This window comes from Secundilactobacillus collinoides DSM 20515 = JCM 1123, from assembly GCF_001435975.1.
Taxonomy (GTDB): Bacteria; Bacillota; Bacilli; order Lactobacillales; family Lactobacillaceae; genus Secundilactobacillus; species Secundilactobacillus collinoides.
The window spans coordinates 315,012-333,335 of record NZ_AYYR01000009.1; the positions used below are offsets into that span (position 1 = coordinate 315,012).

16 protein-coding genes and 2 riboswitches are annotated in these 18,324 nt (G+C 48.9%); of the genes, 8 read left to right on the forward strand and 8 right to left on the reverse strand.

Features of this window, described 5'->3' with window-relative positions; all coding sequences use genetic code 11:
- Positions 1–142: 142 nt before the first annotated feature.
- Together lepA and FC82_RS02275 are read right to left on the reverse strand one after the other, a co-directional pair.
- Positions 143–1,930 carry a translation elongation factor 4 gene (gene lepA / locus FC82_RS02270; RefSeq protein WP_056996087.1) on the reverse strand — a complete coding sequence of 596 codons (1,788 nt, stop codon included), beginning with the start codon at positions 1,928–1,930 and terminating at the stop codon, positions 143–145.
- A gap of 267 nt (positions 1,931–2,197) precedes the next feature.
- Positions 2,198–2,650, reverse strand: a complete 453-nt coding sequence (locus FC82_RS02275; protein WP_056996088.1) for a hypothetical protein — start codon at positions 2,648–2,650, stop codon at positions 2,198–2,200.
- Positions 2,651–2,790: 140 nt separating this feature from the next.
- On the opposite strand from FC82_RS02275, the gene FC82_RS02280 reads away from it, so the two are divergent.
- The 3 genes from FC82_RS02280 to FC82_RS02290 all read left to right on the forward strand — a co-directional run bounded on the left by FC82_RS02280 (position 2,791) and on the right by FC82_RS02290 (position 6,023).
- Entirely contained in the window at positions 2,791–3,228 is a 438-nt protein-coding gene (locus tag FC82_RS02280; protein ID WP_056996089.1) for an Rrf2 family transcriptional regulator, read from the forward strand.
- A gap of 129 nt (positions 3,229–3,357) precedes the next feature.
- Positions 3,358–4,218, forward strand: coding sequence for an NAD(P)H-binding protein (locus FC82_RS16395; protein WP_065101451.1), 861 nt, complete (start codon positions 3,358–3,360; stop codon positions 4,216–4,218).
- Positions 4,219–4,619: 401 nt separating this feature from the next.
- Positions 4,620–6,023 (forward strand): MFS transporter, encoded by a 1,404-nt coding sequence (locus tag FC82_RS02290; RefSeq protein WP_056996090.1) that lies wholly within the window; start codon positions 4,620–4,622, stop codon positions 6,021–6,023.
- Positions 6,024–6,241: 218 nt separating this feature from the next.
- On the opposite strand, the gene spxB is transcribed toward FC82_RS02290, so the two are convergent.
- From spxB to thiS, 6 genes are all read right to left on the reverse strand, one after another.
- A complete protein-coding gene (gene spxB, locus FC82_RS02295; RefSeq protein ID WP_056996091.1) occupies positions 6,242–7,978 on the reverse strand; it encodes a pyruvate oxidase in 1,737 nt (578 codons plus the stop codon).
- Between the two features lie 599 nt (positions 7,979–8,577).
- A complete protein-coding gene (locus FC82_RS02300; protein WP_054759110.1) occupies positions 8,578–9,849 on the reverse strand; it encodes a dicarboxylate/amino acid:cation symporter in 1,272 nt (423 codons plus the stop codon).
- Positions 9,850–9,862: 13 nt separating this feature from the next.
- Complete coding sequence (locus FC82_RS02305; protein WP_054759112.1) at positions 9,863–11,098, reverse strand: M20 family metallo-hydrolase; 1,236 nt, start codon at positions 11,096–11,098, stop codon at positions 9,863–9,865.
- Between the two features lie 2 nt (positions 11,099–11,100).
- Positions 11,101–11,880 carry a thiazole synthase gene (locus FC82_RS02310; protein ID WP_056996092.1) on the reverse strand — a complete coding sequence of 260 codons (780 nt, stop codon included), beginning with the start codon at positions 11,878–11,880 and terminating at the stop codon, positions 11,101–11,103.
- A gap of 19 nt (positions 11,881–11,899) precedes the next feature.
- Entirely contained in the window at positions 11,900–12,559 is a 660-nt protein-coding gene (gene thiF, locus FC82_RS02315; RefSeq protein ID WP_054759114.1) for a sulfur carrier protein ThiS adenylyltransferase ThiF, read from the reverse strand.
- 14 nt (positions 12,560–12,573) lie between these two features.
- Entirely contained in the window at positions 12,574–12,774 is a 201-nt protein-coding gene (gene thiS / locus FC82_RS02320; protein ID WP_054759116.1) for a sulfur carrier protein ThiS, read from the reverse strand.
- A 137-nt stretch (positions 12,775–12,911) separates the two neighbouring features.
- Positions 12,912–13,004: riboswitch (TPP riboswitch) on the reverse strand.
- Between the two features lie 243 nt (positions 13,005–13,247).
- Here thiS and thiE point away from each other — a divergent pair.
- The 5 genes from thiE to FC82_RS02345 form a co-directional block, all read left to right on the forward strand.
- Positions 13,248–13,877 carry a thiamine phosphate synthase gene (gene thiE, locus FC82_RS02325; protein WP_054759118.1) on the forward strand — a complete coding sequence of 210 codons (630 nt, stop codon included), beginning with the start codon at positions 13,248–13,250 and terminating at the stop codon, positions 13,875–13,877.
- A gap of 41 nt (positions 13,878–13,918) precedes the next feature.
- A riboswitch (TPP riboswitch) is annotated at positions 13,919–14,019 on the forward strand.
- A gap of 100 nt (positions 14,020–14,119) precedes the next feature.
- Entirely contained in the window at positions 14,120–15,418 is a 1,299-nt protein-coding gene (locus tag FC82_RS02330; protein ID WP_056996093.1) for an acetylornithine deacetylase, read from the forward strand.
- A 2-nt stretch (positions 15,419–15,420) separates the two neighbouring features.
- Complete coding sequence (locus tag FC82_RS02335; RefSeq protein WP_056996094.1) at positions 15,421–15,972, forward strand: ECF transporter S component; 552 nt, start codon at positions 15,421–15,423, stop codon at positions 15,970–15,972.
- Between the two features lie 170 nt (positions 15,973–16,142).
- Positions 16,143–17,015, forward strand: a complete 873-nt coding sequence (locus tag FC82_RS02340; protein ID WP_056996095.1) for an AraC family transcriptional regulator — start codon at positions 16,143–16,145, stop codon at positions 17,013–17,015.
- Positions 17,016–17,118: 103 nt separating this feature from the next.
- A partial coding sequence (locus FC82_RS02345) for an MFS transporter (protein WP_082620135.1) occupies positions 17,119–18,324 on the forward strand: 1,206 nt, incomplete at its 3' end.

Here is an 18,324-nt window from a genome sequence, read left to right on the forward strand (position 1 = left end):
TACGGGGAATAGACAGCAAAACAATTACGCACTATTAAGTGCCATAGTAGCCCTTTGAAAAAAATGTGTGCCAAGTAGATTAAACCGATTCACAACAAAGCGTAAAAGGAGGCAACGTCAATTGACGTTGCCTCCTTAGCACTTAATCTTCAAGGGTCAAAATTGCGTTGAACACTGCCTGAGGAAGCTCAATATCACTATGGGCTGCTTCGCGTTTGTTGCTATTTTGCCGCCGCAACAATTGCTGTTTCTTAGACACGCTGTACGAATTACCGTTCACCGCTGCGTTTTTTCGTAACGGTGGAATGTCCACGCGTGCAATCGCCTTGCCCTCAACGATGGCCTGCACCGGCATGGGGTACAAACGCCGAGGAACTACGTATTTGAGTTTGTGGACCAGTTTTTGCGCCTGATCGGCCACATCATTGCGGTGCGTAATGAACGTCAACGCATCAACCTTTGCGTAATTAATTTGAACATCAACGCGGACCACATCAGCTGGCGCGTAGTTCGCAAAACTGGTTGAGAGGCTGGCGTAACCGTGTGTCAGGGATTTTAACTCATTGAAAAATGAGTAGGCGATCTCGGACAACGGAATCGTGTACGTCAGGACGACCAGCTCGTCTTGGTTCGTCATATCGACAAATACGCCCTTGTGCTGGTTTGCTAAACTCATGACGTCGTTTAACAGTTCTGCAGGTGTCGTTAATTCGATTCGCATCATGGGTTCTTCGACCTGTTCAATTGTGTTGAAGTCGGGAAAGTGTTGGGGATTCGTCACCGTGAGCACAGCACCTGAGCCGTTATTTGGCGTCACTTGATACGTGACATTCGGCGCGGTCACAATGACGTCAACACCATACTCGTCATGGAGTCGTTCCTTGATGATCTGCAGGTGAAAAATGCCGAGAAAACCGCAGTAAAATCCTGGCCCTAAGGCATCGGATACCGCAGCGGTCACGTGCAGTGACGGGTCGTTCAGCGCGAGCTTGGTGATGGCATCCTTCAAGGTCGGGTAGTCGTCCTGAGGGTAAACGCCGGCAAACACCATGGATTGGGCCGGGGCGTAGCCTGGTAAGGCCGTTTCAGTGGGACGCCCAGTCTCGGTCAGGGTATCACCCACCCGAACAAGCTGCGGGTCTTTGAGTCCGGTGATGACGTACCCGACGTCGCCAGCCGCCAATTTCTTTTGGGAGAGCCGGTTGGGCGTTAGAATCCCGATCTCTTTCGCCTTAAATGACCGGTTGCTGGCCATTAGAGTTAGGCTGTTTTGCGCTGAAAGTCCGCCGTCAAATAGTCGAACGTAGGCAATAACACCCTGAAACGCATCGCATTCTGAGTCGAAAACGAGGGCTTTTAGGGGTAAGCTGTTGTCTGCCGTTGGCGCAGGTAACCGGTGAACGATGACCTCCAATACGTCATGAACGCCTGCTCCGGTTTTAGCGGAAATACGTAAAATTGGACTGTCCTTTAATTCCGGGAATGCAGTCCGAATCTGATGCTCGGTTTTGTCGACCTCAGCACTGGCGCTATCCACCTTATTGACCACGGGCAATACAACGATACCTGTCTTGCGTGCAAGGCGGTAGTTCGCAACGGTTTGCGCTTGAACGCCCTGAGTCGCGTCAACCAGCAGGATGGCGCCTTCAGTGGCGGATAAACTTTTTTCCACTTCGTAATTAAAAGCGACATGGCCCGGCGTATCAATGAAATTGAATTCATAATCCTGGCCATCGTCTGCGTGATAGATGTTACGAACGGTTCGTGATTTAACAGTAACGCCGTGCGCCTGTTCAACAGCCATGCTGTCAAGAAGCTGAGCGCTGGCTTGTCGTTTTGTAATAGTGGCCGTCATCTCCATGATCCGGTCAGCCAACGTGGACTTACCGTGGTCAATATGGGCGATGATAGCAAAGTTTCTGATGTTCATTTTTTAGCTTCCTGCTTTCTGAAACGCGTTCCTATAATGTAAATAAGCGTGGTTTTTCGTAAATCAAACACGTGACCATTATAGAAATATGACTAGCCAGGAGACCTTCTCCTGACTGAACTATAGGGCAGGAGTTCCGATGAATAGAATTTCAGTGGACATTATGGCACACCTCCAGTTAGATATACATGTGCACTACTGTAGGCGAATTTGGCGGCACTTGCAATGGCCAATACCGGCATAGTGCCATGCCAGGGTTGGCATAAGTTAGTGCCCCAGTTGAAACGCCGCTTGGTAGGGTGGGGTCACAGACAGGTCAAAAATAGCGACCGTTCCGCGGTAGACCTCGAACACACTCAGGGTGGCTTTTTTCTCTGGGGTTGGATAAAGGTCCTTCATATACGGATTCTTATCCATGATTTCATCGAGGTAGGTATTCCCGATTTCACGCACGTCACCCTCAACGGTGATGGCGTAAGACGACATTGTGTCAGTACCATGGCGGCCGGTGATTGAGACCGCCGAATTGTTTTGTAATTGGGTGTAGAAGGGTTTGAAATTGGCGGTTAAAAAATATAGCTTGCCGTTTTTGGTCAGCATCATATCAACAATCCGTGATTTCGGGCGGTTATCCTGCCCAATTGTCGAAATGACGGTCGAATGGATATCGTTCACTAATAAACTGAGATAATCATCGGTTGTCATCGTTTGATGATTCATTAAATCGTCTTCTTTCTGAATTATACTTGTTATTTATATTAATACTAGTGATGATGACCGTCAACCGATTCAGTAACTTTGAATGTTACAGGAAATGCGTGTATACTGGGCTCAGAATTTAAGGATAACAGGTGAACAATATGAAATATTCCCACAAATTAAGCGACGCCATCCATATTTTGGCATACGTTGATATCTATAAGGATGACGATCTTTCAAGCAAGGCCATCGCACTGAGCGTGGAATCCAATCCCAGCCTCATTCGGCGGCTGATGTCCACGCTGGCGAAGGCTGGGTTGCTGACAACGCGGCCGGGAACCGTTTCGCCGGAATTGGCCCGACCAGCCAGTGAAATCAGCGTCTATGACGTTTATGAGGCACTGGGGAAGGAAGACTTGTTGCACATTGACGACAAGACCAACCCGAAGTGCATTGTCGGCGGCAACATCCAAGAAACGCTGGACGGCGTGTATGATAAGGTTCAGTCGGCTGCGGAGAACGTGATGGGCGCTGTGACGCTACAGAGTATTATTGATGATATTTTGGTACGTGAACAAAAACGTTCTCGAGTTGATTAAAAAAACGCCTGTAAAAAAGGGCGTTTTTTTTGCGCTGACAGCGATTTGGAAAAATTGACGTTTTATGATAACCTGTTACAATAAAAATAACAAATTATCGAAAATGAGATTGCTAACGGAGGTTATTTGATGAACTATACAGTTACCGGTGCGACCGGTCACTTAGGCCGTATTGTTGTTCAGGATATGTTAAAGATGGTGGGTGCTGAGTCACTGCGCGCGGCAGTTCACACACCTGCCAAGGCAGCTGCGCTCCGGCAACAGGGAATCGCAACCGTTAAGGCCGACTACCTCGATGTGCCGACGATGGTTGATGCATTGCAGGGTACTGACGTATTAATTTATATCCCTAGCAAGACGTACGATGTTTTGCAACGCGTTACCGAATTTGAAAACACGTTGACGGCCATGAAGGCGGCCAATGTGTCACAAATCGTTTTTGTGAGTTTCTATGCCGATCAAGAAGATAACCCCTTTACGATGTCACCATACTACGCCTATGCACCGCGTCGTTTGGCCGGTTCCGGCTTACAGTATGCCGTCGTGAAAAATGCACTGTATGCGGATCCGCTAGTCCCGTACTTGCCGGAACTGATTGAACGGCAGGCCTTGATCTATCCTGTTGGCGATGCGGCAATGTCGTTTATTGCCCAGAATGACAGTGCCGAAGCAATCGCAACGGTGGCGGTGAAACCCGAATTACGGGGGGCCGGCCAAGTCTATACTGTGACCCAGAATGAAGCCTATACGATGCCACGACTTGGTGAAGTTATGACGGCAGTAACCGGCAGAACAATTGGGTACCAACCCGTTTCTGTTGCTGAATTTGGGCGCATCTACGCGGCAGAGGGTGACGGTGATGAGCTCGGATCCATGTACGCTGGTGGTGCCAAGGGTGAGCTCGGGTTGATGACCGATGATTTTAAGACGATTACTGGACGGAACCCTGAAGATATGACGCATTTTTTGAAAACACGGTATCAACGTTAACCACGATATTATTAAGAAGGACCAGAGACGCTTGATTGGCGTGCTTTGGTCTTTTTTTGCTGCCAAAAAGAAGAAAAAGGGCATGATGATCACCATTCTGTTAGTGATTTGTAATTGGTTTTGTGACACAGTGGATCCATCTGCCGGCGCGCACCGAGTGAACGGTTTCGGTGCCGCCTAAAGCAACGTGCCGTGCCGTTAATTACTGCAAGGCAAGAGATCTGTTATCAGCAATAATCCTTGTATTATTTTCTGAAACATCTAGACTGGTGGTTGCGGTTTGATTTGGACGCTTAACTGACAAAAGGTCGCCAGTTAAGCGCAAAGGATACGAACAGCATAGTCTTGTTACCTCTTGGGGACATTCTTGCGATGCCTCATTTGTAGAAAGGATCTTTACTTTGGAAAATCAAGCCATTCCCAAGAAGACTCTGCTCGCCATTCTTGGCGCAGGTCTAATGGCTTTTTGCGGTGTTTTAGTTGAAACATCAATGAACGTGACGTTCCCAACGCTTATGAAACAGTTCGGATTGCCGATGAACGTGGTCCAGTGGATCGCCACTGGGTACCTCCTATTGGTTTCATTGACAATGGCCACGTCTGCGTTTATTCAACGGCGGTTTAAGATTCGCAGCATCTTTATTTTTGCGGGTCTCGCCTTTATTCTGGGGAGCTTTGTTTGCGCGCTGGCACCAAGCTTTGCCACGCTGCTCATTGGTCGATTGATTCAAGCTGTTGCAACGGGTTATGCGATTCCCTTGTTGTTTGCAATTATTCTGCAACAAATTCCGGTTGCCCGGTTAGGCGGTTTTATGGGTCTGGGCAGTATGGTCGTCGGGATTGCACCGTCTCTTGGTCCCACGTATGGCGGCATGAGCACTTTCCTGTTTAGTTGGCGGGAAATCTTCTGGTTCATTCTGCCTGCTGTTGTCGTTGCGGTACTGCTAGGAAGTTTCAACATTCCGCAGAAATTTGAGACCCGTCGTGACCCGTTTGATACTTTTGGTTTCATTTTGTTAGCTGCGGCGTTTTTCTTGATTGCCGAAAGTTTCACTGATGCGGGGTCATACGGCTGGTTAAGTATTCAGTTCTGGGGGTTCTTAGTCGCTGGCCTAGTTGTGTTAGCCTGGTTTGCCTACCATTCAACCCACTCAAAACGAGAATTATTGGATTTAGCCATTTTTAAATCACCAACACTCGTGTTAAGTCTGATACCGTATTTTTTGCTCCAATTGATCAACATTGGGATCTCGTATCTGCTGCCCAACTATGGTCAGCTGGTGATTGGCGCCAACTCATTGGTTGCTGGAGCAGCAATCTTGTTGGGAAGCTTGGTCGCCGCTATCATTCAGCCAATTAGCGGGCGGATGCTGGATAGTCGTGGTGCGGCTTTACCGGTTCAACTTGGCGGGGCCCTTATTGTGGTGGCACTAGTGTTGTTTGCCCTCTTTGGACTGCATCTGACAACGGCATTGATCGTGCTGTTTTACCTCGTATTTGGGATCGGATTTGGATTCAGTTTCGGCAATGCGATGACAAATGGTATCCAGCAAGTTGATATAAAATTGCAACAGGACGCTAACGCCATGTTCAGCACCAGTCAACAGTATGCCGGAGCAATTGGAACGGCAATTATGGCGGCTCTTCTGACAAGTAGTCAGGAGAGTGGACAACACTTGTCACAGAAAGTGTTATCAGCTCAGGGCAGTGAACATGATTTCATTTTGCTGTTAGTTCTCTCGATTGTGGCGTTTGGGGTGATGATCGTTAACTTCAGAAAACAAGCACAACTCAAGAAAAGTTAAAAGTAATCAATAAATGCCTCATCCAAAAATCTAATCGAGATTTTTGGATGAGGCATTTTTATCTGGCCCAAATCGACCATTTGTTGTTTGTTGAGATGATCACCCTTAGAAATCAAAAAGCTATGTTTATCTGGATTCAATCTTTTCTAGGGTGATTACACAGAAAAGTGTGCGCAAATGACGCATTTTCAAAACGGCATTATTTGCTTCTCTCTGCGTTATTTTTTGGCGTCTTCTAAGATTTGACGGAATGGAATCAGACTTTCAGCATGGTACTTTTTAACGAAAGCATCAACGGCGTCGGGATCTTGGGTCTCCTTATCGAGTACCAACTGTTCGACAGGAAGCGGACGGAGGTCAGAAATCTTAACATCAATGACGACGGGACCCTTGGCATCCTTGGCTTTGGCAAATGCGTCTTTCAACTCTGCTAAGGTGCGGACTTCAAACCCGGTTGCCCCTAAAGCGGCGCTGGCGGTACCGTAATCTGCATCAATCAAATCAACGCCTGAATGCGGCTGCTTATTGTCATCTTGTTCGCCTTCAATGAAGCCTAAACTTTGGTTCGTTAAGACAACGTTGATAATTGGCATGTGATACTTGACCTGTGTCAAAATATCCTGCATGACCATTGCGAAACCGCCGTCACCGGAAATTGGCCAGACTTGGCGATCTGGGAATTCGGTTTGCGCGCCGATTGCGGCTGGTAAAGCGTAGCCCATTGTGGCATACCAGCCACTGGTCGTGAACCGTTGCTGCTTATCCGTATTCAAGTAACGCATGCCATTGATCGTCACGTTACCGACATCGGTCTGGAAAATTGCATCGTCGGTTGCCATGTCGTTGATTTGTTTGAAGACGGGTTCAACACGTAATGGCGTTTCATCATCATTTTCAAAGCTGGTCTTCCAATCTTCCCAGTTTTGCTTATCGGTCAGCGCTGCGTGGTACCAAGGCGTTACTGGTAATTGAGGCAGTGCCTTCGTAATGGCTGCGGCGGTCTTCTTGGCGTCAGCGAGAATTGCCAGGTCAACGTGGTGGCGACGGCCAAATTTTGCACCGTCAATGTCGACTTGGATGTACTTTGCTTGCGGCCCAATGAAGAAGCTTTGGAAAGACATATCAGAGCCGAGGAATAGTACAGCGTCGGTGTTGCTGGCGATTTCCACACCAGGTTTAGAGGCGACCCGACCGGCTGAACCCATATTTGCCTTATAAGAATCAGGTATGATACCCTTGCCCAGTGCTGAAGTTAAAATTGGTGCATGTAGTTTTTCAGACAGGGCGATGATTTCATCACCCGCGTCACGCGCACCTTTCCCAGCGTAGATCAACGGGTGCTTGGCAGCCTTTAAAATATCGACCGCGGCACTGATCTTGTCTGCTGGTGGTTCTGGTAACAGTGGTTGCTGATAATTGGCTGCCCGTGATTCGTAATTGTCTTCGATTTCTTGCCAGCCGAAGTCCTTTGGAATGGTGACCACGGCCACACCGTTTTTGGCGTAAGCTTGTTCGATGGCATCATCAATGACCAGCGGCAGTTGTTCAGCTGTCATGACGGTTCGGTTATACACTGAAACATCGGCGAACATCGGGTTTTCATTCATTTCCTGAAAGAAATTGGTGTTCATAGCGCTGCTTGGTACTTGCGCAACCAAGGCAAGTACAGGTACGTGATCCCATTGGGCGTCGTATAGCCCGTTCAGCAAGTGCACCGCACCAGGCCCGGCAGAACCAAAGGTGACCCCGATTTTGCCCGTAATCTTTGCTTCGCCGACAGCTGCCAAAGCCCCAACTTCTTCGTGACGCACTTGAACGTAGTTGATGGTATCTTGTCGGTTATGGATGGCGTTCATGGTCGAATCAAATGATCCGCCTGGGAGCCCAAAAATATTACGAACACCCCAACTTTCAATGACTTTTAATCCCGCATCAGCTGCATTAATTTTTGCCATACTTGTTGCCTCCAATAATTTTTTGTCTCAACGCCGTGACTGTGTCAAATGCCATTACTCACTGGAAATGTTTTGAAAAGTACTAGTATTTGCACGCGTGACGACATTTAAGGCGACCTACTTGAAAGGTGATGAATATCACTAAAAAGTGTCATTCACCTATATATAATAGGAGCTGTTTATAAATTTTGCGACAATAGTGACTTGATGGGGATGAATTTAACGATGAATAATGTATCCTGTTCAAATTTGGGTTTCAATATTGCAATTATAAAAAGTGCACAAATTTCCATACTATTTCTAAAGCGTACCAACATGATTGATTTTGGCGCGCCACATATATCTTTAGTCAAATCGTGTAATCAACTATCAAGCACGACATATAAGCGACCTCCTCTAACAAACCATGCCGGATTCTCAGAGGGGGTCGCTTATGTGTTGGGCCTAAAACTGCCGTTTGTTTCACGCTCATTTCTATGATTCATTAACCATTTGATTGTCAGGCTTTCTTTTTTGGCAACCAGTTTCAGGAAACAGCGACTGGCCATGTAAGTACAATTAGTGGGAAATCCTGGACTTGGATTTCCCACTAATTGTACTTACATTCTAGTTTCTGGTCGCTTCCTGCCACTCTCTGGCTGCTTGACCACGACTTTGCTTCTATGATACACGGCCCGTTTTAATTCCCCCTCACCAGCAGCCACCGCTATTGCCGTCGTGGTATCTCCCACGACGTTGGCCACCGTTCGGAACATGCCGGAGAACCAGTCAATACCGGCAAACAGCGCGATGCTTGACATGGGCAGGCCGAGTGTGGGGACGATAATCGTCAGTGCGACCAATCCGCCACCTGGTACCACTACGGTTCCCAGGCAGGAAAGAACGGAAAGGAGGACGATTTGAATTAAGGCGATCGGTGTAACTTGAATGCCGTACAGCTGGGTCAGCATGACGCAGACCAGCGACAAATACATGGCGAGACCGTTACTGTTGAGGGCCATTCCCAAAGGCAGTACCAATTGGCTGATGGGCTTGCTGACACCGAGTTTCGTTTGGGCGTCAGCCATTTCGACTGGCAACGCCACAGCGGAGCTTGTGGTGGTAAAGGCGACCATGATGATTTGGGTCAGACCGTGGACCAGGCCAGCTAAGGGCACCTTTGCGAGCCAACTAATGATGCAGAAGAGGACGACCAGAAAGCTCACGGTTGCCAGTCCGTAGATCAGTAGGAACGTCAGTAACGGCAGAAAGACTTGGCTGCCATTATCGGCAACAACGCCGGCCATGAGTGCTGCAATTCCAAGCGGGGCCGCTTTCATGATCAGCATGACCAGTTTAACGGTCAGCTGATTGACTGCTTTAACCAGCGTCAGTACCTGGTTGAACTTACCATCATTATTCGCTTCACTCAGAACGAGGCCAAACAGGATGGCGAAGATGATCACCTGAATGACGTTGCCCTTCGCAAGGGCGTCAAAGATATTGGTTGGAAAGAAGTTCAAGATGGTTTGACTGACGTTGGTTGTTGCTTTCAAGTGGACAGCCGTTGTGTGCAGTTGATCGAGGCGGACGGTGAGTCCAGGTTTAAACAGTATTCCGCTGCCAAGCCCGACCAGCGCAGCCAGCAGAGTGGTCATGAGAAACCACAAGCCCGTTTTGACACCTAAGTGGCCGAGATCGTGGGGTTTTAGACTGCCTAGTGCTTCGATAACGGCGCCGAGAATCAGCAGCACCACGGCCATTTGAATCAGGCGCAGGAAAATGTTGCCGACCACGGTGATGGTGTCAACGCTTTTGCCAAACAACATGCCGGTCAGTGCTCCCGCTAACATGCCCACCGTGATTTGGGTGGTAAGACTTATTTTGTGCATGTGTAAGCCCTCCTCATGAGTACGCTTGCTGGTGCAGACTGGCTGTGAGTAACGCAATGCCAGCAGTCAGATCCGCAGGTGCCGTTAATTCTTTAGGTGCGTGGCTAATGCCGGCAACACTGGGCACAAAAATCATGGTGGTCGGGGTGACCCGGCTCATGATTTCACTATCGTGTCCTGCCCCTGATACCATCACCACTGGATCATAGCCAAGGCGGGTGGCCAGGACACGGTTAGCTGCCAGCAAGGGGGCGGCTAAGGGTACCGGCTTGTCAGACACCCATCTGGAGATGGCGGTAGTAATGCCAGGTGCTGTTGCTTGGTTGACGGCATTGCGCAGTTGTATTTCAAACGTGTCAAGAATGCGGTCCTCGGCGTGGCGGCAGTCTACCGAAAAAATGACCTGTCCCGGGATAACGTTTGACGTGTTCGGTGAAACTTCAAGATGGCCCACGGTGAAGGTGAGCAGCGGGTCCGGCGCTGTTGCCAGCTGGTTGAGCCGGCTAATGAGTTGAACCGCAGTTTGCAACGCATCTTTGCGGACATTCATCGGGGTGGTGCCAGCATGATTTGCTGCACCGATAATCGTCACTGAAAATCGCCGCTGCCCCACGATGGCCTTTACGAGGCCGATAGTCTTACCTTGATTGCTTAATCGCGGACCCTGTTCGATGTGCAGTTCGGTAAACGACTGTGGCAGATCGGGCAGGCTGCGGCTAACGCCTGGCTCGCGCTGGAGTTGACTGACGGCGGTGGCGCGGGCGGAATCAATACTGATACCAGCGTTGTCCGTTATACCTGTCACGTCAATTATGCCTGCGTAGTGCTTAGACCCGCTAAACGTGACTGGAAAACGACTGCCTTCCTCTTCGCTAAACGAGATGACGCGCAAAGTCTGCCGCGGCTGCCCGTACTTGTCACGCAGCTGTAGAAGTGCTGATAAGCCGCCAAGAACCCCGTAGAGGCCGTCATATTTGCCACCGTGGACAACGGTGTCCATATGAGATCCGGTCGCAATCGCCGGTGAAGCGGTCGTTTGACCGGGCAGATCCACGTAGACGGTGCCGTAATCGTCCACGCTGACGGTCAATTTCTGGTCGACGGCAAATTTGATAAGTGCCTGCTGGGCGGCCACCCAATTCGGCGTGTAGACCAGCCGATTCTGACCGATGGTATCGTCAGACAGGCGGATGATTCGCCGAAACAGGTCGGCAACTTCGGTTCGGGTTACTGCTTGCTTGGCAGGCATGGCTATGCCTGCTGACTCACGCCGGTGACTGGCGACGAAGCTGCGGCACCGTGTTCAATTACCCGGCCAGGACCTGCCAGATAGGCTTTCCGACCGGCTTCTACGGCGAGTCGAAATGCTTCAGCCATGAGGGGAATGTTTTTCGCAGTGGCCATTGAGGTGTTGGCCATGATAGCGTCTGCGCCCATTTCCATTGCTTCTGCTGCCTGACTTGGTCGGCCGATGCCAGCATCAATAATGATTGGTACGTCGATTTCATCGATCAAAATCTGAATAAGATCCTTGGTAGCCAACCCTTTGTTGGTGCCAATAGGGGCAGCTAATGGCATGACCGTTGCGGCTCCAGCGTCAACTAGTTGCCGGGCCGTGTTCAGGTCTGGCAGCATGTAAGGCATGACGATGAAGCCTTCCTTAGCAAGCACTTCGGTAGCTTTAACGGTTTCTTCGTTGTCTGGCATTAAGTATTTTTTGTCCGGGACAACTTCCAATTTGACGAAATTACTGCCACTGAGTTCGCGGGCAAGACGGGCAGTACGAATAGCTTCTTCAGCATTGGTCGAGCCGGAGGTGTTGGGCAGAATCGTGACGTTTTTGGGAATGAAATTAAGAATATTTTCCTCAGCTGACGCGGTTCGACGTAGCGCCATGGTGATGATTTGGGCTTTTGCATGGGTGACTGCGGCGTCGATCAGGTCGTAGGAATACTTCCCAGAACCCAAAATAAACCGGGATGAAAACTTGTGGTCCGCTATGGTTAATAGATCTTCTGATACAGTTGTCATAAGTTTAAAACTCCTTTGTTTATAGGTCGTGAATGCCTAAAATAAGTTGGGTGATCATGTTGGCTTCGTGACCCGCTGCCACCATGACACGTGGTGCCATCAAACCTTCAGCACCCTTCGATTCGCCATCGCCCGCAATGTACAGATTTGGTCGCGGATGTTTTGTCGTGACCGTGTTAGCGCTATGAACCCCAGCCATCCCGGTGCCCATGACGAGCGGTTTATCAGGAAATACGTCACTGACAGTATCCAACAAGAGTGCCTTGGCAGCGGGGTTGTCGAACGCTTCGCAGATAATGTCAGCATCCTTGAATAAGTCGGGGATGTTGTCACGGGTAACTTCCGTTTGAACTGTATCGATCGTGACAAACGGATTAAATTCCTGCAGATTCTGCTTCATGGCCACGACTTTGGGCATGCCCACTTGGCTGAGCTTGAACTGCTGACGATTAAGATTGCTGAGTTCAACGCTGTCAAAATCGATGAGTGTTAAATGGCCCACGCCGATACGGGTCAACGCAATCGCAATATTGGTGCCGAGACCGCCGCAACCCGCAATAACGACGTGGGCGGCGGTAAGTCTTTCAGTTGAATCCTTGACGTTTCGGGCCTTCATGCCGTGATAGACATCGGAAAGGGGCAGACCTTGAAGTGTTGGAGCTGATATTGTTTCTGACATTTGCTGACCTCCTCCTAGCGTCCGCCACCGACAAAGGAGATGAGTTCCACCCTGTCGTTTTCAGTGAGTTGCTTATCGTCAAACTGCGGCCGGTGAATGATCTCACCGTTGAGTTCCACCACAATGTTGTCAATGGGAGCCTCTCGGGCAGTGAGAAATGCCGTGATTGTCTGTCCGGCTACTTGTTGTTCTTCGGTTCCGTTTACGATAACCATCAAAAAAACCTCCTCTTCGGATACCCGAAGTAGGAGGATGAAATCGCTTTCTTAACCGAGTCGTGATGGCGCCCGTCTTCCAACCAAAAAAGCGAGCCCGCTCTTTGATTGAAAGAGGGGCTCGTCAGTTAAGTCAAGTCAATTTTAAGTCGCTCTTCCTTCGGTAGTATCAACTACATCAGGTTCGATGGGTATCATCTCAGCCGTTACCGGCACCCCAGACGAACTTTGCATATTTTGTTGTGCGCCACAATTCGTGACTTCGCTTATATTTATACGCGAGATTATTTTAATTGTCAACCGAAAGTGTTTTTGTCGTTTTTCTTGTTTCGGGTTACCAATTCAGCACAGATGAAAGAATTTTACTCGGCAGCTTTTTCGGGGTAAAAGGCGCATAGTTGCGGCTATACAAACGTGATTATTTTCGCTAGAATGCAGGTGAAATTATTTTACGTTAACGGGAGGATGAACCCATGGAGCTCACAAACAAACCGTTATACCTGGTCACAGACCGGACGGGATTAACGGATAACGTGTTTTTTCAGCGCCTTGACTTAGCATGTCAGGCCGGTGTTGACCTTGTTCAATTACGCGAGAAGAACCTGGAGAGTCGGGATTATTTTCAGTTGGCACAGCGGGTAAAAACGATCACTGACCGTTATGCGGTGCCGCTGGTCATCGACGACCGGTTGGACATTGCAGAGGCAGTGGAGGCAGCCGGTGTTCACGTGGGGCAGAGTGACCTGCCTGTTGCGGTCGTGCGTCAGATTCTAGGCCCCGACAAACTCATTGGCGTGACTGCTAAAACGGTTGCTCAGGCTGATTTAGCCGTGACTGAAGGTGCTGATTACCTTGGTGTGGGTGCCATTTTTCCGACGACCACCCACGTGAAAACGGTGCGGATCAGCGTTGAGACGTTGGCTGAAATTAAAAAGCGCGTGCCTATCCCGGTGTACGCAATCGGTGGTTTGAAAGCACATAACGTCGCTGTGATTCAGCCAGCGCACGTCGATGGTGTTGCCGTGGTGTCAGCCATCATGCAGGCACCTGACACTGTGGCTGAAACTAAAGCGCTGCGCACAGCTGTCCTGAAAGCGCTGTGAGTTTTTTCTTGTAATTTGCCAGCACTTATGGCATGATTTGCTCTATAAGCGAGGGGAGCCCACCACGGGCTGAGACGGTTAACGACCGGACCCTTTGAACCTGAGAGTTAGAACTCGCGTAGGGACGGCTATGAGAAACGAAAATACGCGCGATTTCTAACCTCTTGATCATCGTAAACAAGAGGTTTTTTGTCGTGCAAAAACTACGAAACAGGTTCGCTTTGTAAAAGAAATCAGAAAGGATGAGGATTTTGACACAAGTAACAGAACAGGCACTTTTACAAGCGATTGATGCGCATCAAACTGATTTATTGGCAAAGTTAGGCCAGTTGGTGGCGTTCAAAACGGTCTCACCACCAGCTCGAAATACAGTTCCATTGCAAGAAGAGGTGGCGGACCAGTTAAAGAAGGACGACTTTGAAGTAAAGGTCCAACCGTTTTATGAAACAGACACGCTGGTCTCCGGCACCCTGCACGGAACAGCACCAGCAACGCACAACAGTCTGTTACTTAACGGGCACGTTGACGTGGCCACGATTGCTGACCAGCACTGGCGAACCGACCCGTTTTCCGTGCAACGTAGCGGTGATTTAGTGATTGGCCGCGGCGTTAGTGATATGAAGGGTGCGATGGCATGTTTTTTGTATCTGTTTGACCAGCTGAAAGAACTGGGCGTGACGTTACCCGGTGATTTGAAGTTTCAGTCAGTTGTCGGTGAAGAAGCAGGCGAGGCGGGGACCAAGCGGTTGTTAGAACAGGGGGAGAAAGCGGATTTTGCGTTAGTTGGAGACACCAGCGACCTGCAGTTGCAAGGTCAGGGCGGTGTGGTGACTGGCTGGGTCAAATTAAAGAGTCCGAAGACTTACCATGACGGCAATCGCGTCAATATGGTTGCGGCTGGCGGCGGCCTGAAGGCGGCCAGCATGGTTGAAAAAATGGTCGTTGTTATTCAGGCGTTGCAGGCGTTGGAACACTACTGGGCAGTCACTAAGTCCTATCCTGGTTTTCAAGCGGGCACGGATACAATCAACCCATCGTATATTGAAGGCGGCATTCACCCGGCATTTGTGGCGGATGAGGCAAAATTGTGGATCACCGTTCATTTTTACCCAAATGAGAACGTAGCTGATGTCACGGCTAAAGTTGAGCAGCAGGTATTAGCCGCTGCAAAGGCCGACCCGTGGTTACGGGATAATTTACCGACGTTTGAATGGGGCGGGGAATCAATGCTGGTGGATAAGGGTGAGGTATTTCCTTCGTTAGCACTGGATGAGAATTCTGCTGCGATTCAATTATTGGCAGATAACCATCAGACCCAGACTGGGGTTTCCCCAAAACTCACGATGTCTAGTACTGTCACGGACGGCGGGTGGTTCGACTATTACGATATTCCGTGCGTCATATACGGACCAGGGCAGATGGCCCAGGCTCACAGTGAAAATGAACAAGCCAGCTTTACCCAATTATTAACCTATACAAAAATCATTGCCCGGTTCGTTTGGCAGTGGTGTCACGCTGAAAAAGCAGCAGGGGGGAAATAAGCATGCAAAAAAGGAAGTTTCACTTACAAGATATTATTCTTATTGCAGTTATGGCCATTGTTTTTGGCGCCATTTTCGTTGGAACAGATTATTTGTACAACGCCCTGTATATCGTTATTGGCCCGTTCGCTAACGAAGTGTTGTTTGGTTTATGGATCATGGCTGGACCATTAGCCATCTTCATGACTCGAATTCCTGGTGCTGCCATTGTTGGTGAAGTGCTAGGTGCGGCTGCGGAGGTGATTTTCGGCGGAACGTTTGGTATCGCAGCGTTACTTTCAGGTATCGTTCAGGGAATCGGCAGTGAAGTCGGATTCACGATTTGGCGCTATAAACGCTGGGATTGGGTGAGCCTGCTGACGTCATCGGTGACGACCACCATCGTGGCCTTTACCTATGAAGTGTTTAAGCTGGGATACATTCACTACTCGCTGCAAATGATTGCGGCACTGTTTGCGGTGCGGCTGGTTTCGGTGATCTTCTTTGGGACGGTCCTGGTACACAGCGTTTACATTTTGTTGGAACGGTCACGGGTGTTGAAATTTGACCGGTAGACACGGGTTAAAAAGGGGATAAGTCAGCGTTTGAGTCGATGCAAATTCAACAGATATTCGTGGTGGTGCCCCATTGTTAATGGGATCGCATTCTTGTACACAGGGGCAAAAAATCGTACCATATAACCAATATAGATGCGTAATTTTCGCATTAGTTTGGAGAGACCACCATGACGATTGCCTTTGAACAAGTGGAAGAATGGCAGCAATTGCCTTTTAAATTTTATCAACATGACGCCACGAACGACATAAACGTCGCACCGCACTGGCATACTGGGATTGAACTAAATTTTTTGGTTGCGGGCGGCGCACTAGACTTTGTGACTGATGGGCAAATCACCAGATACGTGCCAGGTGACTGCTGGGCTGTGAATCGCCGTGTCGTGCATAGCGTTAAAGGAGATAATGCGCTCAAGTGGGACGAATTCGGGTTTATCATTGATGATACATTTTTGGTTGATAAATTACCGACGAGCCAATACTGGCATCTTAAGCTTCGCGGCCAGGCGGGCTTGAAAAATGATTCGCGGGCTTATCAACAGTTGTTTGATCAGGCACAACAAATTCGGCATTTGCTGACAGATAACATTGATGACTATCGGCGCATGGAGATTCTAGGCCATTTTTATCAGCTGTTGGTCCTGTTGGGGCAGCATTTTTCAATTTCGAGTGACCCTCGGGATGTGCCGCGTAATGCCCAACTGGTGACTGCTGTGATGCGCTATATTCACAAGCATTTTGCGGAAAACATGCTCAGTCAAGACCTTGCTGATTACGCACACGTGTCGCAAACAACTTTGAACCAGCAGTTTCAAGCCAGTCTTGGCATGTCGGTTCAGGATTATCTGCGACAGATTAGGTTAATGAATGCAAAGAAGCTCCTAGTGGAAACACCGTACTCGATTGCATATATCGCCAGTCAGTGCGGGTTTGGCAGCATCAAAACCTTTCAGCGCCATTTTTCTCAGTGGACACACCAAACTCCCACTCAATTTCGCAGGTCTTCAACGCAGCCAAGCCAAAATGACGCTGGTTGCTTTTGATAGTGTCGCTTAATAACGTTCATTTCGTGTTAAGATACTCGCAGAATTCACGTGGTTATCATGTTAACGACCGCGGTTCAATTAAAAGCGAGGATCTTTTTTTATGTCTAAAATTACTCGTTGGGCATTGCCCAGCATTCTAAGCTTGTCTGCTGTGAGCGGTGTTTCGGCACTCATTACGGGAATTACGCCGCAACTGCACGCCCAGTTTAAAACCGTTCCAACGACGCTCATTGAGTGGACGGTAACGATTGCCAATTTCAGCGCTTTACTGACATTGATAATTAACCCGCGATTGACCAAACGATTTGGGGTACGCAAGGTGGTTGTTGTTGGGCTATTGATGAGCGGAATTGCCGGGGCAGTTCCGGCAATATTGACCAATTTTACGGCAATTTTCTCCTGCCGAATCATTTTGGGTTTAGGAATCGGGTTATTTTCGCCGCACGCGATCAGTATGATTGCCCACGTCTATCAAGGTGATTTTCGGGCCAGACTGTTGGGCTATCAAACCGGGATCTCAGCGTTAGGCAACGCGGTGCTGCTGGCCTTTGCTGGGATTGTGATTGTTGTAAGCTGGCGTGCTGTCTTCGCAATTTATCTGCTGCTGATTCCGATTGCGGTGCTTGTTATACGGGCGTTGCCCAATGTTGCTGACAATGAAAAAGAGCCGGTCAATTCAAACCAACGTTTGCCGGTATTGCAATTATTTTTATGTCTCTTAGCTTTCGTCACCTATATGCTCATATGGGGCGTTCAACTGAAATTGCCGGTGCTCTTTGCCAGTCATCACATTGGATCACCCAGTACAGCTAACTGGACACTATCGGCGATGAACATCGGCGGGCTGGTTGCAGGGTTAACATTTGGTCGGCTGCACGCTAAACTATCGGCCTACACGCTCAGTTTGGGCTATTTGGGTGCCGCGTTATCAGTATTTGCAATGGTGTTTGTGCGCCAACCTAGTGTCGTGATTCTTGCCTCAGTCTTTTTCAATTACATTTATTCCTACACGGGTCCGTACTTGGTCTATCGCAGCAACTTGGGCTTGTCAGATCAACTCATTGATAGGGTCAGCAGCTATTTAACAATGGCGACAATTATTAGTGCCTTCTTTGCACCTGTCGTTTGGAACTGGTTAGGACAATTCGGTACGGGTACGCTGACGGAAAACGCCTTAATTTGGATTGGTGGCTCATTGAGTGTGATTGCAATCGGCAGTTTTGTTTTTGCCAAGAATGACCTAAAAAAAGATCCCGAAGTGTCAAATCAAGTGCAACAGTTAATGACCTATTCCAATGATTGGTCT

Excerpts from the sequence above, each read along its gene's own strand:
- lepA (WP_056996087.1), bottom strand. The coding sequence starts at position 1,930 with ATGAACATCAGAAACTTTGCTATCATCGCCCATATTGACCACGGTAAG.
- FC82_RS02275 (WP_056996088.1), bottom strand. The coding sequence starts at position 2,650 with ATGAATCATCAAACGATGACAACCGATGATTATCTCAGTTTATTAGTG.
- FC82_RS02280 (WP_056996089.1), top strand. The coding sequence starts at position 2,791 with ATGAAATATTCCCACAAATTAAGCGACGCCATCCATATTTTGGCATAC.
- FC82_RS16395 (WP_065101451.1), top strand. The coding sequence starts at position 3,358 with ATGAACTATACAGTTACCGGTGCGACCGGTCACTTAGGCCGTATTGTT.
- spxB (WP_056996091.1), bottom strand. The coding sequence starts at position 7,978 with ATGGCAAAAATTAATGCAGCTGATGCGGGATTAAAAGTCATTGAAAGT.
- FC82_RS02300 (WP_054759110.1), bottom strand. The coding sequence starts at position 9,849 with ATGCACAAAATAAGTCTTACCACCCAAATCACGGTGGGCATGTTAGCG.
- FC82_RS02305 (WP_054759112.1), bottom strand. The coding sequence starts at position 11,098 with ATGCCTGCCAAGCAAGCAGTAACCCGAACCGAAGTTGCCGACCTGTTT.
- FC82_RS02310 (WP_056996092.1), bottom strand. The coding sequence starts at position 11,880 with ATGACAACTGTATCAGAAGATCTATTAACCATAGCGGACCACAAGTTT.
- thiF (WP_054759114.1), bottom strand. The coding sequence starts at position 12,559 with ATGTCAGAAACAATATCAGCTCCAACACTTCAAGGTCTGCCCCTTTCC.
- thiS (WP_054759116.1), bottom strand. The coding sequence starts at position 12,774 with ATGGTTATCGTAAACGGAACCGAAGAACAACAAGTAGCCGGACAGACA.
- thiE (WP_054759118.1), top strand. The coding sequence starts at position 13,248 with ATGGAGCTCACAAACAAACCGTTATACCTGGTCACAGACCGGACGGGA.
- FC82_RS02330 (WP_056996093.1), top strand. The coding sequence starts at position 14,120 with ATGAGGATTTTGACACAAGTAACAGAACAGGCACTTTTACAAGCGATT.
- FC82_RS02335 (WP_056996094.1), top strand. The coding sequence starts at position 15,421 with ATGCAAAAAAGGAAGTTTCACTTACAAGATATTATTCTTATTGCAGTT.
- FC82_RS02340 (WP_056996095.1), top strand. The coding sequence starts at position 16,143 with ATGACGATTGCCTTTGAACAAGTGGAAGAATGGCAGCAATTGCCTTTT.